At 58.3% G+C, this 22,821-nt stretch carries 18 protein-coding genes and 4 tRNA genes; 18 read left to right on the top strand and 4 right to left on the bottom strand.

Features of this window, described 5'->3' with window-relative positions; genetic code table 11:
- Positions 1 to 78: 78 nt before the first annotated feature.
- The gene (locus ABQX22_RS08200) at positions 79 to 735 is read left to right on the top strand and encodes a thiopurine S-methyltransferase (RefSeq protein WP_349798315.1); all 657 of its coding nucleotides are present in this window, start codon (positions 79 to 81) and stop codon (positions 733 to 735) included.
- A 64-nt stretch (positions 736 to 799) separates the two neighbouring features.
- Here ABQX22_RS08200 and htpX read toward each other — a convergent pair whose 3' ends face one another.
- Together htpX and ABQX22_RS08190 are read right to left on the bottom strand one after the other, a co-directional pair.
- A complete protein-coding gene (htpX, locus tag ABQX22_RS08195; protein WP_349798313.1) occupies positions 800 to 1,687 on the bottom strand; it encodes a protease HtpX in 888 nt (295 codons plus the stop codon).
- Positions 1,688 to 1,920: 233 nt separating this feature from the next.
- On the bottom strand, positions 1,921 to 3,132 hold the full coding sequence (locus ABQX22_RS08190) for a pyridoxal phosphate-dependent aminotransferase (RefSeq protein ID WP_349798311.1): 1,212 nt from the start codon (positions 3,130 to 3,132) through the stop codon (positions 1,921 to 1,923).
- Between the two features lie 193 nt (positions 3,133 to 3,325).
- On the opposite strand from ABQX22_RS08190, the gene msrB reads away from it, so the two are divergent.
- Together msrB and ABQX22_RS08180 are read left to right on the top strand one after the other, a co-directional pair.
- Positions 3,326 to 3,721, top strand: coding sequence for a peptide-methionine (R)-S-oxide reductase MsrB (msrB, locus tag ABQX22_RS08185; RefSeq protein WP_349798309.1), 396 nt, complete (start codon positions 3,326 to 3,328; stop codon positions 3,719 to 3,721).
- A gap of 111 nt (positions 3,722 to 3,832) precedes the next feature.
- Positions 3,833 to 4,318, top strand: coding sequence for a glutathione peroxidase (locus tag ABQX22_RS08180; RefSeq protein ID WP_349798308.1), 486 nt, complete (start codon positions 3,833 to 3,835; stop codon positions 4,316 to 4,318).
- A 94-nt stretch (positions 4,319 to 4,412) separates the two neighbouring features.
- Here ABQX22_RS08180 and ABQX22_RS08175 read toward each other — a convergent pair whose 3' ends face one another.
- The gene (locus ABQX22_RS08175; protein WP_349798306.1) at positions 4,413 to 6,734 is read right to left on the bottom strand and encodes a hybrid sensor histidine kinase/response regulator; all 2,322 of its coding nucleotides are present in this window, start codon (positions 6,732 to 6,734) and stop codon (positions 4,413 to 4,415) included.
- Between the two features lie 85 nt (positions 6,735 to 6,819).
- Between ABQX22_RS08175 and ABQX22_RS08170 the strand changes: the two genes are divergently transcribed.
- Complete coding sequence (locus ABQX22_RS08170) at positions 6,820 to 7,713, top strand: ATP-binding protein (RefSeq protein ID WP_349798304.1); 894 nt, start codon at positions 6,820 to 6,822, stop codon at positions 7,711 to 7,713.
- Positions 7,710 to 8,192, top strand: a complete 483-nt coding sequence (locus tag ABQX22_RS08165) for a GAF domain-containing protein (protein WP_441005254.1) — start codon at positions 7,710 to 7,712, stop codon at positions 8,190 to 8,192. The genes ABQX22_RS08170 and ABQX22_RS08165 overlap by 4 nt, the downstream gene beginning before the upstream one ends.
- Positions 8,193 to 8,244: 52 nt before the next feature.
- Here ABQX22_RS08165 and ABQX22_RS08160 read toward each other — a convergent pair whose 3' ends face one another.
- On the bottom strand, positions 8,245 to 9,018 hold the full coding sequence (locus ABQX22_RS08160; protein ID WP_349798302.1) for a hypothetical protein: 774 nt from the start codon (positions 9,016 to 9,018) through the stop codon (positions 8,245 to 8,247).
- A 265-nt stretch (positions 9,019 to 9,283) separates the two neighbouring features.
- Between ABQX22_RS08160 and ABQX22_RS08155 the strand changes: the two genes are divergently transcribed.
- From ABQX22_RS08155 to ABQX22_RS08095, 13 genes are all read left to right on the top strand, one after another.
- Positions 9,284 to 9,359: transfer RNA gene (locus ABQX22_RS08155), tRNA-Glu, on the top strand.
- Positions 9,360 to 9,363: 4 nt separating this feature from the next.
- A tRNA-Gly gene (locus ABQX22_RS08150) sits at positions 9,364 to 9,439 on the top strand.
- Positions 9,440 to 9,540: 101 nt separating this feature from the next.
- Positions 9,541 to 9,616, top strand: a tRNA-Glu gene (locus ABQX22_RS08145).
- Positions 9,617 to 9,620: 4 nt separating this feature from the next.
- Positions 9,621 to 9,696: transfer RNA gene (locus ABQX22_RS08140), tRNA-Gly, on the top strand.
- Positions 9,697 to 10,281: 585 nt separating this feature from the next.
- Entirely contained in the window at positions 10,282 to 10,785 is a 504-nt protein-coding gene (gene tssB, locus ABQX22_RS08135; RefSeq protein WP_349798300.1) for a type VI secretion system contractile sheath small subunit, read from the top strand.
- Between the two features lie 34 nt (positions 10,786 to 10,819).
- Entirely contained in the window at positions 10,820 to 12,358 is a 1,539-nt protein-coding gene (gene tssC / locus ABQX22_RS08130) for a type VI secretion system contractile sheath large subunit (protein WP_349798298.1), read from the top strand.
- A 24-nt stretch (positions 12,359 to 12,382) separates the two neighbouring features.
- A complete protein-coding gene (tssK, locus tag ABQX22_RS08125; protein ID WP_349798297.1) occupies positions 12,383 to 13,738 on the top strand; it encodes a type VI secretion system baseplate subunit TssK in 1,356 nt (451 codons plus the stop codon).
- A complete protein-coding gene (gene tssL, locus ABQX22_RS08120; RefSeq protein ID WP_349798295.1) occupies positions 13,735 to 14,415 on the top strand; it encodes a type VI secretion system protein TssL, short form in 681 nt (226 codons plus the stop codon). The genes tssK and tssL overlap by 4 nt, the downstream gene beginning before the upstream one ends.
- A gap of 106 nt (positions 14,416 to 14,521) precedes the next feature.
- The gene (locus tag ABQX22_RS08115; RefSeq protein WP_349798293.1) at positions 14,522 to 16,147 is read left to right on the top strand and encodes an OmpA family protein; all 1,626 of its coding nucleotides are present in this window, start codon (positions 14,522 to 14,524) and stop codon (positions 16,145 to 16,147) included.
- Positions 16,148 to 16,165: 18 nt separating this feature from the next.
- Complete coding sequence (locus ABQX22_RS08110; RefSeq protein WP_349798291.1) at positions 16,166 to 16,657, top strand: Hcp family type VI secretion system effector; 492 nt, start codon at positions 16,166 to 16,168, stop codon at positions 16,655 to 16,657.
- Positions 16,658 to 16,804: 147 nt separating this feature from the next.
- Entirely contained in the window at positions 16,805 to 19,438 is a 2,634-nt protein-coding gene (gene tssH, locus ABQX22_RS08105) for a type VI secretion system ATPase TssH (protein ID WP_349798290.1), read from the top strand.
- A 2-nt stretch (positions 19,439 to 19,440) separates the two neighbouring features.
- A complete protein-coding gene (locus ABQX22_RS08100) occupies positions 19,441 to 22,317 on the top strand; it encodes a type VI secretion system Vgr family protein (protein ID WP_349798288.1) in 2,877 nt (958 codons plus the stop codon).
- On the top strand, positions 22,314 to 22,739 hold the full coding sequence (locus tag ABQX22_RS08095; protein ID WP_349798286.1) for a hypothetical protein: 426 nt from the start codon (positions 22,314 to 22,316) through the stop codon (positions 22,737 to 22,739). The genes ABQX22_RS08100 and ABQX22_RS08095 overlap by 4 nt, the downstream gene beginning before the upstream one ends.
- Positions 22,740 to 22,821: the final 82 nt, after the last annotated feature.

Genomic DNA, 22,821 nt, shown 5'->3' with positions numbered 1-22,821 from the left:
CGCCATGATCAGGCAGATCATGGATATCAATCTAATATAAGTTTTCGCGCGGTTTGATCGATTTATCAGGAGCGTTCCATGCAACCCGACTTTTGGCATCAGCGCTGGGCCACGGACCAGATTGGCTTTCATCAGCCTCAGGTGAACCCGCACCTGCAACGATTCTGGCCAGAGCTGGGTGTCAAGAAGGGGGAGCGCGTGTTCGTCCCGCTGTGCGGCAAAAGCGTCGACCTGACCTGGTTGCTGGACCAAGGCCTGTTCGTGGTCGGTGTCGAGCTCTCGGAGAAAGCCATCGAGGTTTATTTCGCTGAACACGACGTGCAACCGCAGGTAGAGGAGCGAGGAGCTTTCAAGGTGTTCAGCCATGAACGGTGCGCGCTGTGGTGCGGGGACTTTTTCAAGCTCACCGCCGGGCATATCGGCGCGTGTTCAGTGGTGTATGACCGTGCGGCGCTGATTGCCTTGCCACCTGACATGCGCTGGCGCTATGTCGAGCACCTCAATAGGCTCCTGCCGGCCGATTGCCGCGGGCTGTTGATCACGCTGGACTACGATCAGTCCCAGGTGGCGGGCCCGCCGTTCAGCGTTGCCGAGGAGGAGGTGATTCAGCTGCTCTCTTCGGAATGGCGTGTGAAACTGATAGCCGAAGAAGATGCGCTACCGACCAGCCGCAAGTTCGTGAATGCCGGCGCGACACGGTTGAGGGAACAGGTCTACACGCTGTTCAGGCGATAAAAAAAGACGAACCGCGGGCAAAAGGAAAGGGCGACCGAGGTCGCCCTTTTTTGCCAGCCGTGGATCAACCGCGACGGCGCAACGCTTCAATGCGGTCTTCGAGCGCAGGGTGGCTCATGAACAGACCGGCCAGACCGTGCTTGAGGCCGCCATTGATGCCGAAGGCGGTCAGGCTGTCCGGCATCTGCACAGGAACGCCTTGTTCCGAACGCAGGCGCTGCAGCGCACTGATCATTGCACCGGTACCGGCAAGGCGGGCACCCGCATCGTCCGCACGGTATTCACGCTTGCGCGAGAACCACATGACGATGGCGCTGGCCAGGAAGCCGAGTACGATTTCAGCGAAGATGGTCGCGATGTAGTACGCGATCCCCTGGCCTTGTTCGTTCTTGAAGATCACTTTATCGACGAAGTTGCCGATGATCCGCGCGAAGAACATGACGAAGGTGTTCACCACGCCTTGTACCAGCGCCAGGGTCACCATGTCGCCATTGGCAACGTGGCCGATTTCATGGGCCAGAACCGCCTTCACTTCATCAGGCGAAAAGCGCTCCAGCAAACCCTGGCTGACCGCGACCAGCGCGTCGTTCTTGTTCCAGCCGGTGGCGAACGCATTGGCCTCGTACGCCGGGAAGATACCCACTTCCGGCATTTTGATGCCAGCGTCCCGGGACAACTGTTCCACGGTTTGTACCAGCCATTGTTCGTGGCGGGTGCGCGGTTGAGTGATGATCTGGGTGCCTGTGCTCATTTTCGCCATCCACTTGGAGATGAACAGCGAGAACAGCGAACCGGCAAACCCGAACACGGCGCAGAAAATAAGCAGCTGATTGAGGTTCAGGTCAACCCCGTTGGCCGCCATGAACCCATTGAAGCCAAACAGGCTCAGGGTGATGCTGGCAATCAGCACGACCGCAAGGTTGGTGGCCAAGAACAGCAAAATGCGCATCATGGTTGAGACGTTCTCCTCGTGAAGAATATGTAACAGGCTGCGGGGTATATAAGGTGATGTCCGCGGCTATTCAACCCGGCGACTATTTCAAACTGTGTCGCCTTGCGTTCCTGGCAGACGACGGACCGAACGTTGTAGGAGCGCGCTTGCCCGCGAAAGCGATCCGTCGGCCACCAACGCACCGGCTGCTGAAATCGCTGTCGCGGGCAAGCGCGCTCATACAAGGCCGACTTTTATTGGCGATAGGACTTGAGGAAGTTACCAATGCGCCCGATCGCCTGCTCCAGATCGTCAACCCGGGGCAGGGTGACGACACGGAAGTGATCAGGCCAAGGCCAGTTGAATGCCGTGCCCTGAACGATCAGCAGCTTTTCGGACAGCAGCAGGTCCAGTGCGAACTTCTCGTCGTTGTGAATCGGGCAGATCTTGGGATCGATGCGCGGGAAGGCGTACAACGCGCCCATCGGTTTAACGCAGCTGACGCCGGGAATGTCGTTGAGCAATTCCCAGGTGCGGTTGCGCTGCTCCAGCAGCCGGCCTGCAGGCAACACCAGATCGTTGATGCTCTGGTAGCCCCCCAATGCCGTCTGAATGGCGTGCTGGCTCGGTACGTTGGCGCACAGGCGCATGTTCGCCAGGATGTCGATGCCTTCGATGTAGCTCTGGGCATTGTGCTTGGGCCCGGAAATCGCGATCCAGCCGGAGCGGAAACCCGCGACCCGGTAGGACTTGGACAACCCGTTGAATGTCAGGCACAGCAAGTCGGGCGCCAGCGATGCGGTGCAAACATGCACGGCGTCGTCGTACAGAATCTTGTCGTAGATCTCGTCGGAAAAAACCACGAGGTTGTGCTGGCGTGCCAGTTCCAGCATGCCCAGCAGCACTTCCCGGGAATACACCGCGCCGGTGGGGTTGTTCGGATTGATGATCACCATGGCCTTGGTGTTGGGCGTGATCTTGGCCTTGATGTCTGCCAGATCGGGCCACCAGTTAGCTTGCTCGTCGCACAGATAATGCACCGGGTTGCCGCCGGACAGGCTCACAGCGGCGGTCCACAGCGGGTAGTCCGGGGCCGGGATCAACACTTCGTCGCCGTTGTTCAGCAGGGCCTGCATCGACATCACGATCAGCTCGGAAACGCCGTTGCCCAGGTAGATGTCTTCGATGCCGACGCCTTCGACCTGCTTTTGCTGGTAGTACTGCATCACCGCTTTGCGCGCGCTGAACAGGCCTTTGGAGTCGCTGTAGCCTTGTGAGGTGGGCAGGTTGCGAATCACGTCCTGAAGGATTTCTTCCGGGGCTTCGAAACCAAAGGGGGCCGGGTTGCCGATGTTCAGCTTGAGGATGCGGTGGCCTTCCTCTTCCAGGCGCTTGGCGTGCTTGAGCACGGGCCCGCGAATGTCGTAACAGACGTTGGCGAGCTTGTTGGATTTGCTGAACTGCATGGTGATTGATCCCGAAAATGGACGACCCGCCGCAGGTGATGAGTGCGGACCGCTGAGCATAACGCCATCAAAATGGGTTTGTGTGCGTGAAACGCGGGTGACAGACTGGCGTTCTGACGAGGCGCAATCATACGTGCCACCCGATCCGTGGAAAAGGCACAGATCGGGCTTTTTCAGTTGTGGAGGTCTACCCGTGGAAAAGCTGGATAAAACCCTGGAAGAGTGGAAGCAGATGCTCGATCCGGAGCAATACAACGTCTGTCGCCTGAAGGCCACCGAACGGCCTTTCAGCGGCAAATACAACAACACCAAGACTGACGGCATCTATCACTGCATCTGCTGCAATGAACCGTTGTTTGATTCGACCACCAAGTTCGATTCCGGCTGCGGGTGGCCGAGCTTCTACGCACCCCTTGAAGGCAGCGCGGTGGTTGAAGTGCGTGACGTCAGCCATGGCATGATCCGAACCGAAGTGGTGTGTTCCAAATGTGACGCCCACCTGGGTCATGTGTTTCCAGACGGTCCACCGCCCACCGGCCTGCGTTATTGCATCAACTCGGTTTGTCTGGATCTGGTGCCGCGCACGTAGGTTTTCGGCTGCAGCCCTGCAAGGTGTATGCGTCGGTATGACGGACGACAATCCAATAGCGCGCGCGTCAGTGGCGCGCTAGCCTGGCCACTCTCATTTCGAGGCACTGCCATGAGCGACACATTGCTAAGCATTCCCGTTCAGACGATCAAAGGCGAGCAGAAGACCCTTGCCGATTACGCGGGCAAAGCGATCCTGGTCGTCAACACCGCCAGTAAATGCGGTTTCACGCCTCAGTACAAAGGGCTCGAGCAGCTTTGGCAGCATTACAAGGACCGGGGTCTGGTGGTGCTGGGTTTCCCGTGCAACCAGTTCGGCAAGCAGGAGCCGGGTAACGAAGGGGCCATCTCGGAATTTTGCGAATTGAATTACGGGGTGAGTTTCCCGTTGTTCAAGAAGGTCGACGTCAATGGCGCCCAGGCGCACCCGTTGTTCGTGCACCTGAAGAAGCAAGCGCCGGGCCTGATGGGCTCCGAGCGCATCAAGTGGAACTTCACCAAATTCCTGATCGGCAAAGACGGCCATCTGGTCAAGCGTTACGCGCCGTTGACCAAGCCGGAAGACCTGAAGGCGGATATCGAGAAGTTGCTTGTCTGACTTCTCCTGCTTTCTGTAGGAGCCAACTGGTTAGCAAAGCCGTATTAAGGCGCACCTTGCACACCGTTTCGCGGATACATTCGCTCCTCCAGGGTCAATCCGCCAGCGCTGCAGGGATCCACTGATCCAGCAAGCTGCTCAGCTCCTCACGGTGAAACGGCTTGGCCAGGTAATCGCTCATGCCGGCCGTTTTGCAGCGCTCACGCTCTTCCGGCATCGCGTTGGCCGTCAGTGCAATAATCGGCAGGTCAAGCCATGCGCTGTTCTGCCGAATCAACCGTGTGGCCTCGTAGCCGTCCATCACCGGCATGTTGCAGTCCATCAGCACCAGATCGAAGGTGTCACGGGCAAGCGCCTCCAGGGCCTCGCCGCCGTGACTGCTGATCACCACCTCGCAGCCCAGCTTGCCCAGCATTCCCTTGGCGACCAACTGGTTCACCGGATTATCTTCCACCAGCAAAATCCGCGCGCGGTGAACCCGAGGGTGCTCACGCCGCAAATGCGCGTTGTCGTGATCGTCGTCCGCGCACAGGGTCCGCGCCAACGTCTGATGGAGACTGAGGCGTCCCAACGGTCTGGCCTGCTGTTGCAGCGGCGCCAGCGCGTTGACCTGCTCGCTGGCCATGAAGTTGCCGTAGGCCGTCACTAGCAGAATCGGAACGGACGTCGAGGGCCGGACATCGACCAGGCAATCCGGACAATCGGTGATCAACAGGTCCGGCGTCAGGTCGTGCCGTGCATTGTTGGCGTCGAAATGCTGGTAATCGATACCCCACGCCGGCAACAGTTGGCCAAGCAATTCCACCAGCCCGCTGCCAGGGGTGCTTACTACCACGACCCGACCTTTAAGGGGCGGCAATACGGGAGCTGGAGCATGAGCCGGTAGTGGCAGGTCGACGCGAAAACGGCTGCCGACGCCACGGCGCGATTCGATGCTCAGTTCGCCCCGCATGGCGCCGCACAGATTGTGAGTGAGGGTCAGCCCCAGCCCTGTGCCGCCGAACTGCCGGGTGATCGCGGCTTCGGCCTGAGTGAACGGCTCGAAGATTTTCGCCTGTGCGTCCTGAGCGATGCCAATGCCGGTGTCGCACACTTCAATGCGCACAGTGTCGTCATGCTGGGTCAGGCGCACGTCGACCCGCCCAACCCGGGTGAACTTCAGCGCGTTGGACAGCAGGTTGCTGACGATCTGCCGGACGCGGGTCGGGTCACCCAGTACCAGCGCCGGAAAATTCGGGTCGATCAGACAGGTCAATTCAACGCTGGGCGCTGCATTCTGTGACAGCAGGTTGGCGGTGTCTTCGATCATCGTCCCGAGATCGAACGCAATGCGCTCAAGCTCAAGCTGACCGGCATCGAATTTCGACAGGTCGAGAATATCGTTCAGCAACTCCACCAGCACCTTGCCCGAGTCATGGGCGATCAGCAGTTGCTGACGCTGTTCGGCGCTCAGCGGCCCATCCATGGACAGGGCCAGCATGCCCAGCAAGCCATTGAGCGGCGTGCGGATTTCATGGCTCATGTGCGCCAGAAAAGCCGTGCGTGCATGGGCCATGTCCAGCGCGGTGCTTCGAGCAATCTCCAGCTCTGCGTTGGACTGGCTCAAGCGAATGTTGCTGTTCTCAAGCTCGAGAGTGCGCGCGTAGACGATGTCCTCCAGCTCATTGAGATGCTCGGTCAGACGGTTCTCTGCATCGCGGCGCCTGCCGAATTCGATGGCCACGCTTTCAAACTGTCGGTTGGCGACCTTGACCATCACACCGATTTCATCTTTCTCATGGCCGGGCGGGCAGGGCAGCGGCGTTTGTGTCGGGCTGCGCGAATCCTTGGCGGCCAGTGCACGGATGACCTTGGTCAACGGCTTGGTCAGGGTGAAGTAGTACAGCCCCGTAAGGATCCCAGCCAGCACCAGACTGCGGACGAATCCGTTGAGCAAGGTGATTTCCGCGCGCTGCAAGAAGTGGCTGCCGAAAGCAAAGGTGTCCACATTCAGGTACAGCGTGCCAATGGAATCATTGGGCAAATGGTCGAGAAACAGCTTGTCCTCGAACTCACGGCTTTTGCCGAACAGGTAATCGCTGACGATTCGATAAGGGCTGCGTGCAACCGGCCGGGAGACTGCAGCCAACAGCACATTGTTGTTGTCGGTCAGCCTGGCCGCGACCACCGCAGGCGAGTGCAGCAGTCCCAGGGTCAGTTCTTGAGCCAGTTCCGAGTCGATGTTGTAGGCAATGCGGGAGGCGGGGTTGTGGCTGATTTGCAGCAGAGAGCGAATTTCCCGATCGATCGAAGCGTCTTCGCTGGCATAATCTATGGCAATTTGTAACAGGCTGAGCAGGGTGCCCAACACGAAGCCAATCAGTACGGTCAGGCGTGCCTGCTTGAACGAGAGCCGTTGGGTGATCGCTATTTCCATAAGGCATTGCTACTTCTTGTGTCCTTTCGCTGGCCAAGCATAGCCGATCAGGCGCTGCCTTTAATCAGTAAATCAAGGAGACATTGTGGATTCTCGGTTGAACGCATTTTTGCAACGGGCCGAATCGGTATTGGCCCGACTGGAGCCCTTGTTGCCAGCGGTCCGCGAGCCGGTGGACTGGGGCCATTCGCTGGCTGCGCGCTGGGTGCATGAAGGGCGCGGGGGGTATCTGATGCCGCTGGACGTCACCCTCGACATGCGTCTGTCTGACCTGATCGGCGTTGACCGTCAACGTGAGCAGTTGGGCCGCAATACGCAGCAGTTCATTGACGGGCTCCCTGCCAACCACGCGTTGTTGTGGGGGTCACGGGGGACGGGGAAGTCTTCACTGGTCCGGGCGCTGCTGGCCGAACATGCCAAGGCCGGGCTGCGCCTGATCGAAATCGAGCGTGACCACCTGGGGGATTTGCCTCGTGTGGTCGAGCTGCTGCAAAAACTGCCACAGCGCTTCGTCCTGTTTTGCGACGACCTGTCGTTCGAGTCGGGCGAGGGCGATTACCGCGTGCTGAAAAGCGTGCTCGACGGCTCGCTCGAACAAGCGCCGGACAACGTCCTGCTGTACGCCACCTCCAACCGTCGTCATCTGGTGCCGGAGAAAGAGAGTGACAACGAGCATTGGAAACGCGGCGAAGACGGCGAGCTGCACCCCAGCGAAGCGGTAGAGGACAAGATTGCCCTGTCCGATCGTTTTGGCCTGTGGCTGTCGTTTTACCCGTTCACCCAGGAGCATTTCCTGGACGTGGTCGAGCACTGGGTAGGCGAGCTGGCGAGCAAATCGGGGCTGCAATGGCAGCGCAATGAAGAGTTGGAAATCCTCGCGGTGCGCTGGGCCACTGGTCGCGGCAACCGCAACGGCCGCTGCGCTTACCAGTTCGCCAGGTATTGGGTAGGTCTGAAAATGTTGGAGCAGCAATCGTGATCGATTTGAATGTGGCAGAGAAGGGGCTGGACGGCTACCGGCTGTTGACCGCACAGCTGGAGTCACTGCTGGCCGATGAGCGTGACTTCATCGCCAACGCAGCGCAGTTCTCGGCGTTTCTGTTCAGTCAGCTGGATGATCTGAACTGGGCAGGGTTTTACCTGAACAAAGCTGACGAACTGGTGCTCGGGCCGTTCCAAGGGCAGATTGCCTGCGTACGTATCCCCTTCGGCCGAGGCGTGTGCGGCACCGCAGCCCAGACGCTAACCACCCAGCGCGTCGAGGACGTCCACGCGTTCCCGGGCCATATCGCCTGCGACAGCGCCTCCAACAGTGAGCTGGTGGTGCCGCTGGTCAAGGACGGTCGATTGATTGGTGTACTGGATCTGGACAGCCCGAGTGTCGGGCGTTTCAGCGAGGAGGATCAGGCGGGGATCGAGCAACTGGCCGCGATCTTTCTGAAATCGACGGACTGTTGACTGCTATCAAGCTTCAAGCGGGTCATGCCCACTTGAAGCTTGAAGCTGTTGCTTAGTCGTAAATGGCCTTTTTCTTCCACTCAGCGTCGGCTTCCACGACTTTCAGGCCTGCCGTCAGCTCATTGTTGTCATCTTCGGTGGGCGCGATGGTGTCGAGTACCATTGCGTTGGCGCGGGCCAGTTGGCGTTCCATCGCGGCCAGGTGTGATTTCCAGGGGGCGGGCTCTGCCTGATTGCGCAGATATTGCACCCCGCGCTCGAAGGCGAGGCGCGCCTGACCCGGCTGCTCCTTGGCCATCGCTTGCTGGCCCAGGTTGTTGAAAAACTCGATGTGCAAGACCACCAACAGGTTTCGGATCTCGCGAATCCAGTGTTTGGCTTCGGTGGTTTGCAGGAGGCCGTCGTGGGCGGCGCGGGTGACCTGACCGTGCATGGCTTCCAACAAAAAGCGCACATCCTTGGCCTTGGCTTCGGTCTGAATCGGTGCCGGCGGGTTGCTGACCGTCAGGTTTTCACCTTGCGCCACCAACGCCTTCAATTCCGTTTCGCGCTCTTGAAGGCGAGGGTTGTTCCGACGCTCCAGGTCGAGCAGGCGGTCGACCACGTTCAATTCCAGACGCACCAACAACAATTTGAGCGCGGGCGTCATGAGCTGGCCTGGGAAGGTCTCGGACAACTCGCTGCAGCGTCGCAAGCGGTCGTTGAGTTCCACCAGGTTGCGGGCGCGCTCGACCTTCTTGTTCTCGTTTACGTGGTTCAAGTAGCCAATGGCGATCAGAAGTACGATGCCCGCTACAACCATCAGCGTGATAATGAGTGGTGTCACCGTAAAAGCCTCGATCAAGTAATGTGCGCCGAGTGTAGTGGCTATGCACTATTGCGGAAAGGTGTGACGGTCGGCTCGCCTCTATATAAGCAGGTGCCCCGTCTGTCTGTATCGGCAGCACATGGGCTAAATAAAGTGCGAAGTCATTGATTTGAATAAATTTTCACGTGGGGGTTGACGCCCTACCAAAGCATCCATAGAATGCGCGCCACTTACAGCGTAAAGCACACCGCAGAGCGCAGTAAGTAGTGAATGTTGTACGTGTGTCCCCTTCGTCTAGTGGCCTAGGACACCGCCCTTTCACGGCGGTAACAGGGGTTCGAGTCCCCTAGGGGACGCCAATTTGCGGGAATAGCTCAGTTGGTAGAGCACGACCTTGCCAAGGTCGGGGTCGCGAGTTCGAGTCTCGTTTCCCGCTCCATTTTTAAGCAGCTTTGCTCCCGGGCAGGGTTGAGTGAAACCAGGCAGCATCTTCGGATAATGCTTTGGACACTGGAACATACACCATATGTTTCAGGCAGCGTCCCCTTCGTCTAGTGGCCTAGGACACCGCCCTTTCACGGCGGTAACAGGGGTTCGAGTCCCCTAGGGGACGCCATATTGCGGGAATAGCTCAGTTGGTAGAGCACGACCTTGCCAAGGTCGGGGTCGCGAGTTCGAGTCTCGTTTCCCGCTCCAAATTCACAAGAACGCCGCTCACCAGAGCGGCGTTTTTGTTTGTGCGCGTTTTAGGGTGCCGGCTTTCCCTCCTAAAAATACAGCGTTGGGGCAACCGTGAGCGATCGCTATAGCGCGCGGGATCATGGCCAATGCCGCTTCGTGAACCTCCTTGGCGCATGCACAGCTTTCCTCTCTTCGGCATGCGAATATTTCGAAATAATCACGCTTCATTTTTCGAGTGACAAGTTTTCGCAATACGCCTGAGAAGCCCCATCTAGAAGGGCTGCAGAATAATGCCAGCTCGTATTTCTAGCTATTTTGTTGAAGCGTTCATGAGAATGAAAAGTAAGAGGTTTCCGAAGGTGGATCGGAAACTTCCTAAGTACGTTTTGGGGGATGGAATATTTGATTGTGATATCTCATCATTGCTTCGCGATTCGGCTCCAGTGTCTCCGTATTTTGGTTTGTCAGGCTTAATTCAGCAAAAAATGCGTTGGTAGTTATATCTTTCGATGAAGTTACGTGCCGGGTTCGGCATGACCGGCGCCGTCGGACAAACAGGTATGACTGCAATATCTTCGTCTCTGTGATCCAGGAGGATCTATGGCATCAAACAGCTTCCAGAATGAAGTCCCCAAAGCGCGGGTTAATATCAAGCTTGATTTGCATACCGGAGGAGCACAGAAGAAAGTCGAGTTGCCACTGAAATTGTTGATGATGGGGGACTACAGTAACGGCAAAGAGCAGCGCCCGTTGTCTGAAAGAAAAAAGATCGACATCAACAAGAACAATTTTGACAACGTACTGGCGGAGTTCTCTCCCTGCCTGAAGCTGGCAGTGCAAAACACTCTGGTGGGGGATGATTCAGACACCTCAGTTGATCTGAGCTTCCAGAGCATGCGCGACTTCGAACCTGAGCAAGTGGCGCGCCAGATACCCCAGCTGCGGGCGTTGCTGGCCATGCGTAACCTGTTGCGGGACCTCAAATCCAACCTGTTGGACAACTCAACGTTCCGCCAGGAACTGGAACGCATCCTGAAGGATGATGCATTGAGCGACGAGTTGCGAGCCGAACTCGCTGTACTGGCGCATAAAGAAAGCCTCTGATTAACACCGGTTTATCCACAAGGAAGTTGCCATCATGTCCGCACCACAGTCCTCCGTACAGTCCCACGGCGCTGCAACATTGCCCGAAGAAAGTCAGGGTGTGTATAACGCATTGTTTGCAAAGATAAACTTGAACCCTGTTATATATTTCAGTGGTATAGAAACCTTTCAAAATAGCGAGGCACTGTCGGAAGTGTCCGTTGATGAAAGAGTCACCGCTGCCGTCAGTGTCTTTCTCGATCTTCTTAAACAGTCTGCTCAGAAGGTTGAACGCCTTGATAAAACCCTGCTTGACGAACATATCGCCTCGCTGGACAAGTTGATCAGTGGCCAACTGGACGCAGTGATGCATCATCCGGACTTCCAGCGTGTTGAATCCACTTGGCGCGGCGTTAAATCGTTGATTGATCAGACTGACTTCCGCCAAAACGTCCGTATTGAATTGCTCGATATCAGCAAGGATCACTTGGTGCAGGACTTTGAGGATGCACCGGAAATCGTCCAAAGTGGCTTGTATATCCAGACGTACACGCAGGAATACGACACACCCGGTGGCGAACCGATTGCGGCGGCTGTTTCAAATTACGAATTCAACAGAGGCCCCCAGGACATCGCGCTGCTGCGAAGCATCTCAAAAGTAGCCGCGGCCGCCCACATGCCATTCATTGGTTCGGTCGGCCCGGCGTTTTTCGGCAAGGAGTCGATGGAGGAGGTCGCGGCCATCAAGGACATCGGCAACTACTTCGATCGCGCGGAGTACATCAAATGGAAGTCATTCCGCGACACTGATGATTCCCGCTACATCGGCCTGACCATGCCGCGAGTGCTCGGCCGGCTGCCGTACGGCCCCGACACGATTCCGGTGCGCAGCTTCAATTACGTGGAAAGCGTCAAGGGACCTGACCACGGCAAATACCTGTGGACCAATGCCTCGTTCGCGTTCGCCGCCAACATGGTTAAGAGCTTCATCACCAATGGTTGGTGCGTACAGATTCGCGGCCCTCAGTCTGGCGGTGCCGTCACGGACCTGCCGATTCACCTCTATGACCTGGGGACAGGCAATCAGGTGAAAATTCCGTCGGAAGTGATGATCCCCGAAACCCGTGAGTTCGAATTCGCCAATCTGGGCTTTATTCCACTCTCGTATTACAAAAACCGGGATTACGCCTGCTTCTTCTCGGCCAATTCTTCTCAGAAGCCTGCGTTATACGACACGCCTGACGCGACCGCCAACAGCCGGATCAATGCGCGCCTGCCTTACATCTTCCTGCTTTCACGTATCGCTCACTACCTGAAGTTGATCCAGCGCGAAAACATTGGCACCACCAAGGATCGCCGCATTCTGGAGTTGGAGCTGAACAAGTGGGTCGGCGGGCTGGTGACCGAGATGACAGACCCGGGGGACGACCTCCAGGCCTCGCATCCCTTGCGTGAAGCAAAGGTCACCGTTGAAGACATCGAAGACAACCCCGGTTTTTTCCGCGTGAAGTTGTACGCCGTGCCGCACTTTCAGGTGGAAGGCATGGACGTCAATTTGTCACTGGTTTCACAAATGCCGAAAGCGAAAGCCTGAACCAGTTCGTAGGGAAACGATGCCATGAAAATCGACCGACCTCTGTGGGCCGCAGGGACCTTGCTGTCTCCCCAGCAATTCCAGCAGCAAGCGCGCTGGGAAGCCTGGACCAATGAGTCTCTTGCCCATCTCTCACGGGTACATCCATGGGGAGTCCAGGCTGCCGAGTTCGATCAGGATGCCCTTCGGCTTGGAAAGCTCAAGGCAACCCGGTTGAAACTACGGATGCCCGATGGGACCCAGATCGATACCGACGAGGTCGATCGGTTACCTGCGGCGATGGCACTGGCCGGGCTGGTTCCTACTGACCCGCAAGGGGTTGTTTTGCTCCTTGCGTTGCCGCTTGAGCATGCCAATGGCAACAACTGCCTGTTTGAGGATGCTCACGCGGATCGACCCATACGCTACCGCCGGGTCTGGCGCCAAGTGCAGGACGTTTATGCCGATGAGCAGCAATCGATTGGCGTCGTTGAATATGTGCTGAGCCTGCGTCTGGACACGGACGAAAATGCCGATTACCTGACCTGTCCGATTGGTCGACTGGTGCGTGACGGGCAGGGTGCCTGGACCCTGGACAGCGCTTATGTGCCGCCCCTGCTCAGCTTCGGTGCTCACCCAGGTTTGCTCACGCAACTGGACAATCTCCTGACCCAGCTTTCCGCCAAGCGCCAGCGACTGATGGGCATGCGTCGAGAGAGTAATCAGCGGATGGCTGATTTCGCCGTGGCCGATGTGTCGTTGTTCTGGCTGCTCAACGCGTTGAACACCTATCAACCCGTCCTGGCGGATCTGGTCGCTTATCCCGCGCGACACCCCGAGCAGGTCTATCTGGAACTGGTCAAGCTGGCTGGAGGCTTGCTGACCTTCTCGCTGGAACACGACATCGACAAGATCCCTGCCTACCGGCACGAGCATCTTGAAACCGTATTTCCTCCGTTGGTGCGCACCCTCTCTACGTTACTTGAGGCCAGTCTCCCTTCCAGAGTCATCGCGCTCGACCTGGAGGAGATCGGTGCCAACCGCTGGCAAGTCACCCTTAACGATCCGCGTTTGCGTGAGCCTGACAGCGCAGATTTCTACCTCTCGGTCCGTTGCCGCTTACCCGCCCCGCAGTTGCTAAGTCAGTTTCCACGCTTGTGCAAGGCAGGTACCCCGGATCAAGTCGATCACCTGATCAACGCGGCGCTTGATGGCGTGCCCATGCAGTCACTCAGCCATGTGCCCGCCGCTATTCCGCTTCGTCTGGAGAATCAATACTTCGCCCTTGACCTCGGTCATGCCAAAGGTCAGGCGGTGCTGGCTGAAGGCGTCTGTGCCTTCTACGTTCCCAGCACGTTGACGGACGTCAAGCTTGAGCTGTTTGCGGTGCTGCGATCATGACGCCGATCGGTACCCAGCGTACGGCAGCATCGGTCGATATCGATGCCTTGCTGCAAGACACTTATTTGCTCGTGGTCGAGTTACGCAACGGCGCTTCTCTCCAGGACGGCATAGCGGTTTGGACACTCTGTGTCCGGCAGGTCGAGCACGTGCGTCAGCAGCTCAAAAGCGCTGGTTTGAGTCAGCGCAACATTGATTACATCAGTCACGCCCAATGTGCCCTGCTGGACGAAACTGTCCTCAGCTGCGCAGCACACGACGCTCGGCAAAAATGGGCCGGCGAGTCATTGCAGGTCAAGTTTTTCGGCCGCCATCAGGCCGGTGATTTTGTGTATGAAGAGATGCGCGAAGTACTGCGTGCACCTGCGCCGAATCTACAGGTGCTGACCGTTTTTCAACGCATCCTGATGCTGGGTTTTTGCGGTCGTTACGCCGACAGGAACAATCCCGAGCGCCAACAGCTGCTGCACGCACTCAATGCGCAGGTCGCCCCGTTCGAGCCTGGCCAAGGCGTGACAACGCAAGTAGGGCAGGGCGCCCGCATGCACTATCTGCGGTGGTTAAGATCGCCGGTAGTACATGGCGTAACGGTAAGTCTGCTACTCGTCAGCGCATGGTGGGCACTGGATCGCCTGCTGGGCGGTCTGGTTACCATGCTGTTGCCCGGTCTGACATGAGGGCCTGGCGATGACACGCACAATGCGGCGAATACTCTTGTTATGGACGGCCGCACTCGTCCTGGCTCTATTGATCATCATCCCCCTTTCTGGCGGGACGCGGACCATGGCCGCGTTAGTGGTGGTGTGCCTCGGGATATTGGGCTGGATTCGGGCGGACAGGCGCGCGGCGCATCTGTTCGAATTGTTCAGCCTGCACGACGGGGGTTCGCTGCCGCCAGCGGCTTATCGTCAGCCGGTCATACTGGTGTGCGGCGACAGTTTGTCCGGTCTGTTCGGAGCAGTGCCTGACGAACACCTGGCGGTGCGCACGACCGCTCAAGGCTGCTACATCCGTATCCCTGCGCTGGAAAGATTGCCGGAAATGGCCGCAGGTATAGAAGCGCTTCGGCCGGACTGGAGCGGGCAGCTCAGCGTCATGATCATCGTCAATCCGGGCGAATACTCCGACAACGACGAGTTGTCCTGCCGACTGCGCACCTTCTGCTATCAACTTTCAGTGCTCTTCAAACGTGGCATGACGCTGCCGCTGATGCTGGTGAGCTACTTGCCTTCCTCGCAAGGCGAGGGAGCGTGGTTCACCTGGGAGGATGGACAGCCAGGGCCCACTGTCCGCGTGGATGGCACTGTTGTTACTCTGGCGGATTGGCAACGGCAGGTAGCGACCGAACACACTCACTGCGACCGGTTGCGGTGCAGCGTTCAGTTGAGCAGCGCAGCCGCCTGGCTGGGCGAGACTGTACTGCCTCAGCTGGCGCTTCGTGACGCACTGCCGCTGGCGTGTGCCATAACCTGGGCACCGTCAATGCCCCGGAATGTGTCCGGCAACCTGTGGCAGCAGTGGCTGCAAGGCAAGACAGCGCTGGTTGACGCTAGCCCTGCAGCATTGGAAGAGGGCGCACTTTTAGCCTTTCCCGACCCTCTGTTGCGTCTGTTACCCACCCGTTTTCGTAGCGCCCCGACTCTTCGCATGGGGGTGGTGGCTTTCTGGATATTCGGGCTTGCCTGTCTGGTGGCCATGGGCAGTTCTGCTTGGCAAAACAAGCTGCTGCTCAGACAAGTCACTGACGACCTGCGGCGTTACTCCGTCATTACCGAACCGGAACGTCGGGACCAGCCGGAATTCGCGCAGCGTGAAGAAGCGCTGACGGCGCTCCGCAATGACGCTATTCGTCTGGACAATTACTACCGGCAAGGCGAACCGCTCGCGCTGGGCATGGGGCTGTACCGCGGTGAACTTCTGCGTGTCCCGCTGCTGAACCTGATAGCCAGTCATCGTCAGCCGCCTGCTGCGATGGCGCCAGCACAACCCGGACATCCGGTTCGGCTCGACAGTCTGTCGTTGTTCCGGACGGGGAGTGCTCAGCTCAAGCCGGAGTCGACCAAGGTATTGATCGAGGCGCTGGTCGACATCAAGGCCCAGCCAGGTTGGCTGATCGTCATTACCGGACATACCGATGCTACGGGTGGCGCCCCGCAGAACCTGCAGTTGTCTCTGGCTCGGGCCGCGGCCGTGCGTGACTGGATGCAGCGCATGGGCAGCATCCCCGACAGCTGTTTTGCCATCCAGGGCCTGGGGGCTACCCAACCCGTTGCCCGCAATGACTCCGAAATCGGGCGCACGGCCAACCGTCGCGTCGATATCCGTCTGGTGCCGGAAACAGGGGCGTGCACACCCCTTGCTGCGGCTACCGGACAGACAACCCCAGTCGCATCGCGCGACGTTCAATAACTGAGAAAGGAACCTCATATGGCTATTCCCGTTTACCTGTGGCTCAAAGACGACGGCGGCGCAGAAATCAAGGGCTCCGTGAACGTACAAGCCCGCGAAGGCACCATCGAGGTGGTCGCTCAGGACCACAGCCTGTACATCCCGACGGACAACAACACCGGCAAGTTGACGGGTGCTCGCATCCACACGCCGTTTCAATTCACCAAGGAGATCGATGCCAGCAGTCCTTACCTCTATAAGGCGGTGAGCAGTGGCCAGACGCTCAAGAGTGCTGAATTCAAGTGGTATCGCATTGATGATGCGGGCCAGGAAGTCGAGTACTTCAACACCCTGCTGGAGAACGTAAAGGTCGTAAAAGTCGCGCCGAAAATGCACGACATCAAGGACCCTGCAAAGGAAAAGCACAACCATCTGGAAAACGTCGAACTGCGCTACGAGAAGGTCACCTGGACCTATAAGGACGGCAACATCATTCACTCTGATTCATGGAACGAACGCCAGAGCGCTTGATGCTGAACAGCCAGCGGACCAACCCGTCCGCTGGCTGCTGATGTGCAGGGTTGAGCGTCCGTGCGCGGACGTTCATCCGTGCACACCCGATGTGATGTCCGGTGCTAAACGCCTGACGCATCCAATCCAGAACAAGGAAGTATCCGCATGGCACAGAGTCCCTCCCGTTTGCTTCGCCGTCTTAACCCTCATTGCGCCCAGGCGCTCAGTGCGGCGGCCTCGTTGTGCCAGAGCCGCGGCCACGCCCTGATAAGCATTGAGCATTGGCTGCTCAAATTGCTGGGGCAAGGCGAGGGCGATTTGACCCTCATTGCACGACGCTACGAGTGGGATATCGATGCACTCTGGAGCGGGCTTCTCAGCCATCTCGATACGCTGCCGCGCAGTGTGCAGAGTAAGCCGCAGCTATGTGGCAAGTTGCAGCAGTTGATCAAAAACGCCTGGCTACGCGCATCGCTGGACGACAACAACGACAGCTTGCGCTCGGCGCATCTGCTGGGGGCATTGCTGGAAACGCCCAGCCTGCTGGTCTGTGAATCCGCGTGGCCGCTGCTCAGCCTGACTGAAGCCCAGCTGGACAATCTGTTCGTGCTGCTGGATCAGCATTCCGATGAGCGTCCACCGATACAAGCGTCTATTGCCGCGGGGTGCGCAGATATGGCATCAGCCTCAAGCGAGCCGGCATCGCCCATGGTGAAAGATTCAGCGCTGGAAAAATTCACGCATGACGTGACTGCCAAAGCGCGAGAAGGACAGATCGACCCCGTCTTTGGCCGGGACGATGAGATCCGTCAGGTCATCGATATTCTCAGTCGACGACGCAAGAACAACCCTATCCTCGTCGGCGAACCTGGCGTAGGCAAAACGGCGCTGGTCGAAGGGCTGGCCTTGCGCATCGTTGAAGGGAACGTCCCGGACAGCCTCAAGCCGGTGAGCGTACGCACCCTCGACATGGGGTTGTTGCAGGCGGGAGCGGGGGTGAAGGGCGAGTTCGAACAACGCCTCAAAAATGTGATCGAGGCCGTCCAGCAATCGGAACAGCCGGTGCTGTTGTTCATCGATGAGGCCCATACCTTGATCGGCGCGGGGAATCAGGCGGGCGGCGCCGATGCCGCCAACCTGCTCAAACCTGCGCTGGCGCGTGGTGAACTACGCACGATCGCCGCTACCACCTGGAGCGAATACAAGCAGTACTTCGAACGTGATGCCGCGCTGGAAAGACGCTTTCAGAAGGTCAAGGTCGACGAGCCGGATGATACCCATGCTTGCCTGATGCTGCGCGGCCTCAAGGCCCGATATGCCACTCACCACGGCGTGCACATTCAGGATGCCGCGATCCAGGCGGCGGTCATCCTGTCGCGGCGCTATTTGACTGGGCGACAGTTACCCGACAAAGCGGTGGATCTGCTGGACACCGCCAGTGCCCGGGTGCGCATGAGTCTGGATTGCGAACCGCAAGTGTTGGTCCGGCTCAGGGCCCGGCAAACCGCTCTGGAACTGGAACAGCAGGCGCTGCAGGACGACGCGCGCGTCGGCGGTGCCAGCGACACCGAACGCCTGGCGTTGATCGCCCTCGAGCACATCGATTTACGGCAGCAGCAAGCCGTTCTGGAAGAGCGCTATCAACTCGAACGGAACCTGACCCTTCAGTTGCTGAGTGCGCGTCAGGCCGACGCGCCCTGCAGTGAAAACTGTGCACAGCTGCAACGGCATTTGGGCGAGGTTCAGGGCAATGACCCTCTGCTTTCGCTGGATGTAAGCGAGCGCAGTGTCGCAGAAGTGATCGCTGACTGGACGGGTGTGCCGCTGGGCAGTTTGCTCAAGGATGAACACGCCGACCTGCTGGCGCTGGAGCAGCAGTTGGGCAAGCGCGTCGTTGGCCAGGAGCTCGCACTGGAGGCCCTGGCTCAGCGGTTGCGTGCTGCCAAGACCGGCTTGACCGAAGAAAGCGCGCCGCTCGGCGTGTTCCTGCTGGTCGGGACCAGCGGTGTGGGCAAGACCGAGACGGCGTTGGCGTTGGCCGACATTTTGTTTGGCGGCGAAAAATCCCTCATCACGGTCAATCTATCCGAGTATCAGGAACCCCACACCGTCAGTCAGCTCAAGGGATCTCCACCGGGCTACGTGGGTTACGGCCAGGGCGGCGTGCTCACTGAAGCGGTGCGGCAAATGCCCTACAGCGTCGTACTGCTCGACGAGGTGGAGAAGGCTCATCGCGACGTTCTCAATCTGTTCTATCAGGTCTTCGATCGCGGCTGCATGCGAGATGGCGAAGGGCGCGAAATAGACTTCAGCAACACCGTCATTTTCATGACCTCGAACCTGGGCAGCGATGAACTGCAAGCCTTCTTGCAAGCCCAGCCCGATGCGGCAGACAGCTCGCTGCATGAGTTGCTGCGACCAATCCTGCGTGAACATTTCCAGCCAGCGCTGCTGGCGCGTTTCCAGACGCTGATTTATCGACCGCTTCAGGCCGACGCCCTCAAGGCTATTGTCGACCTCAAGCTGGCCAGGGTCGGGAAACGCCTTCAGCGGCATTACGGGCTGGAGTATCAGGTTGACGCGGGTCTTCACGATGCGTTGGTTGCCGCCTGCCTATTGCCTGACACCGGCGCGCGCAACATCGACAGCCTGCTCAACCAGCAGATTCTGCCCGTCCTCAGCCAGCAGCTGCTGCAACGTCAAGCCGCCCGGCTGGATACCTCCGGCGTGATCCTCGGTTATAGCGACGAGGAAGGCATTACCCTTAACTTCATTGACGCACCCGCCAAGGAGGCTTGAGCATGCTCAACCCACTGCGTACTTTCTTCGACCACAGCCGGCACACCCTTAACGTGCGCGGCGCCGAAGTGGCTCTGGATGTGCTGGCCTTCCAAGGCGAGGAACGCCTGAGTCAGCCCTTCAGCTTCTGCGTGGAATTCACCTCCAGCGACCACGACATCGGTGCCGGGCAGTTGCTCGGACAACGGGCGGATTTCAGCCTGCACGCGGCGGCCCACGACTTGCCCATTGCCATGCCGTGGGACAGCGCGCCGACACTGCAGCCATTGCGCACGCTGCACGGCGTCATCACCGGCTTCAAACGCCTGTCCGGCTCCAACGACGAAGCCCGCTACCAAATCACCTTGCGACCACGCCTGGCCCTGCTCGAGCGCGGTCGGCAGTACCGGATTTACCAGCACCAGTCCGTGCCGGAAATCGTTGAAAGCGTCCTGCGCAGCCGGCACGGTTTTGAGGGTCAGGACTTCCTGTTCAATCTGGTGCGCGAGTACCCCAAGCGCGAACAGGTGATGCAGTACGGCGAAAGCGACCTGGCGTTTATCAGCCGTTTGCTGGCCGACGTCGGCATCTGGTTCCGCTTCACCCGCGATGAACGCCTCGCCATCGATGTCGTGGAGTTCCACGATGACCAGCGCCACTATCAGTTCGGCGTACAACTGCCGTACCGCTCACAATCGGGACTGGGCGGCAGCGGGCAGGACGGTGTGTGGCAGCTGGAAACCCGGCATCAGGTGGTGGAGCAGCAGGTCAGTTTTCGCGCCTACCATCACCGTGATGCCCTGGCGGACCTGAACGGTGAAGTTGATCAGACCCGTGGTGGCGAGAGCCTGTACGGCGAGGCGTACCACTACGCCGAACCTTACACCGTGCTCGGCGGACGCCTGGATCAGGACGAGGACCTGCAGAGCGAAAGCGGTTTCTTCTACGCCCGCCTGCGCCACGAACGTTACCTGAACGACCAGACCCGGCTTAGCGGCATCAGCAGCAGCGCCGGACTGGCGCTGGGCCAGGTGCTGCAGATATCCGGCGGCGCGCCGCAGGCCTTCGCCCCCGGCGCAGTGCTGGTTCAACTGACCACCCGCGCCGCCCGGGATCGCAGCTTCGAGGTCAGCTTTGAAGCCATTCCCTACGCAGAGCACATCTGCTTCCGACCGCCGCTGCTGGCCAAACCGCAAATCGCCGGCACCGTCCCGGCCCGGGTCAGCAGCCCGCAAACCAACGACCCCTACGGCCACATCGACCTGGAAGGCCGCTACAAAGTCAGCTTCCTGTTTGATCGCGACAGCTGGCAAGCCGGCGAAGAAAGCCTGTGGCTGCGCCTGGCCCGGCCCTACGCCGGCGACACCCACGGCCTGCACCTGCCGCTGATCCCCGGCACCGAAGTGGCCATCGCCTTCGAGCAAGGCGACCCGGACCGTCCCTACATCGCCCACGCCTTGCACGACAGCCAGCACCCGGATCACATCACCCTGGCCAAACGCAACTACACCCGCAACGTACTGCGCACCCCGGCCAACAACAAACTGCGCATGGAAGACCTGCGCGGCCAGGAACACATCAAGCTCAGCACCGAACACAGCGGCAAAAGCCAGCTAAACCTTGGTCATCTGGTGGATGCACACAAGCAGAAACGCGGCGAAGGGTTCGAACTGCGCACCGATGGCTGGGGCGCGATTCGCGGTGGGAAGGGCGTGTTTATCAGTGCCGATGAACAGCCCAAGGCGCAGGGGCAGCAGCTGGATATGCAGGCGGCGATCAATCAACTGGAAAATGCCTTATCCCTGGCTCATTCCCTCGCTAATTCCGCCAGAAGTGCAGGGGTAACCCCCAGCGACACCGAGAGCCAGGAGCGCCTGAACAAAGCACTCAACGGATTGGCGGAATCGGGTGTGCTGCTGCATGCCCCGGCGGGTATCGGCGTGGTCAGCCCCGAAGCCATCTGTGTGGCCTCCAGCACCGAAAGCGTTGGCATCATGGCCGCGCACAACGCCGATTTCAGCGCCGGTCGCAATATCACTGCTACTGCCGAGGACGCCGTTAGCGTGCTCGCCCAAAACGCCGATCTGCAACTCAAGGCCGCGAAGGGTCAAGTCGAGTTGCATGCCTCAAATAACCGCCTGCACCTGCTGGCGAAGACCGACATCAAGATTGAAAGCGTGGAAGGGCGTGTGGAAATCAGCGCCCCGGAAGAATTGCTGCTCAGCTGTGGTGGGGCGTACATCCGCTTGAAAGGCGGTGATATCGAGATGGGAGCCCCGGGCAACATCTACCACAAGTCCACCGTTGTGCAAAAAATGAGTGCAACCAGCCTCACCACGCCAGCAAGCCTGCTGCCTTCGGGTTATGCCGCCACCTACATGTTGAAAGATGAAACACAAACCCCCAAGCCGTTCGTTCGTTATCAAGTCACGACCCAGCAGGGCCAAGTCTTCAACGGGGTGACGGACAAGGATGGGCAAACGATGAGTGTTCATACGTTGCTGCCGGGTGGTTTGAAGGTTGAGTTCCCGCAAGAGAATCTGGACCGTGGCCCAGGCCACTGGGTAACCATTGATGATGACTATCTAGGTCTGAAAAATACCGCGGTCCTCATATTTAATCGTCTGACATCAATGGGCAATGAGGGAAAGCTGTTTGGGTCTGATGGTGAGGATTATAAGAACACCAGGCGGGAAAAAGTTCAGGAGTGGGTACGGTTGCCTGGCGATGCCGAAGTACACGCTTTTGAAAGTTCGGCAGTTCATAAGTATGGGGATAAGAGACGTATCTCCCAGACATTTTTGGAAGGGCCTGACGCTTGGGCCATCAATGGAAGCGCGTGGTATTGGCAGCCAGTTGTGGCTGATGATGTTTATGAAAAAAAGGGGGGCGAGAAGTGAAAGCAAGGTGGATCTTTCTATTCTGGGGCGCACTCGACCTATTTTATATCGGCCGATTTTCCTATGTGAATTATGCGGAGGGTAGAATACCTTTTTACAGTGACGTACAGTCCTTTATTGCCCTGGCGCCGGAGCATGGCTCAGTTTCGGTTATACTTTTCCTGCTGTCGGCAGTACTGAATGTTTCAGTAATAGTTTCGGCCTTCCTGCTGTTTTTTAAACAGAGGAGCGCCCGGATATTTATCTGCTTTCAGACGCCCTTGAGACTGTTGTTGGTTGTGCCTTCGCTCTCATTTCTCCCTTGGCTTATAAATATCAGCGGTGTTACTTCGGCTGTGTTGCTCATTGGTCTACTCGTTATGTCTGAAATTATTAAAGTGCTTTCGATTATTTTTGCGAAAAGAATTACTGCTTCCGGTTGACGATGGGGTCATAGATTTTTCGCGGATATGGATCCCGATATAAAGCTGCATTCGAATTGCTAAGAAAGCAAGTCAACGGTCA

Source organism: Xanthomonas sp. WHRI 1810A (genome assembly GCF_040202885.1).
GTDB lineage: Bacteria > Pseudomonadota > Gammaproteobacteria > Pseudomonadales > Pseudomonadaceae > Aquipseudomonas.
The sequence above is the reverse complement of the archived record's forward strand: the minus strand, read 5'-3'. Positions and strand labels throughout refer to the sequence as shown.

Bases quoted from the DNA above. Each gene is read 5' to 3' on its own strand.
- ABQX22_RS08200 (WP_349798315.1), top strand. From the start codon at position 79: ATGCAACCCGACTTTTGGCATCAGCGCTGGGCCACGGACCAGATTGGC.
- htpX (WP_349798313.1), bottom strand. From the start codon at position 1,687: ATGATGCGCATTTTGCTGTTCTTGGCCACCAACCTTGCGGTCGTGCTG.
- ABQX22_RS08190 (WP_349798311.1), bottom strand. From the start codon at position 3,132: ATGCAGTTCAGCAAATCCAACAAGCTCGCCAACGTCTGTTACGACATT.
- ABQX22_RS08180 (WP_349798308.1), top strand. From the start codon at position 3,833: ATGAGCGACACATTGCTAAGCATTCCCGTTCAGACGATCAAAGGCGAG.
- ABQX22_RS08175 (WP_349798306.1), bottom strand. From the start codon at position 6,734: ATGGAAATAGCGATCACCCAACGGCTCTCGTTCAAGCAGGCACGCCTG.
- tssB (WP_349798300.1), top strand. From the start codon at position 10,282: ATGGCATCAAACAGCTTCCAGAATGAAGTCCCCAAAGCGCGGGTTAAT.
- tssC (WP_349798298.1), top strand. From the start codon at position 10,820: ATGTCCGCACCACAGTCCTCCGTACAGTCCCACGGCGCTGCAACATTG.
- tssK (WP_349798297.1), top strand. From the start codon at position 12,383: ATGAAAATCGACCGACCTCTGTGGGCCGCAGGGACCTTGCTGTCTCCC.
- tssL (WP_349798295.1), top strand. From the start codon at position 13,735: ATGACGCCGATCGGTACCCAGCGTACGGCAGCATCGGTCGATATCGAT.
- ABQX22_RS08115 (WP_349798293.1), top strand. From the start codon at position 14,522: ATGGCCGCGTTAGTGGTGGTGTGCCTCGGGATATTGGGCTGGATTCGG.
- ABQX22_RS08110 (WP_349798291.1), top strand. From the start codon at position 16,166: ATGGCTATTCCCGTTTACCTGTGGCTCAAAGACGACGGCGGCGCAGAA.
- tssH (WP_349798290.1), top strand. From the start codon at position 16,805: ATGGCACAGAGTCCCTCCCGTTTGCTTCGCCGTCTTAACCCTCATTGC.
- ABQX22_RS08100 (WP_349798288.1), top strand. From the start codon at position 19,441: ATGCTCAACCCACTGCGTACTTTCTTCGACCACAGCCGGCACACCCTT.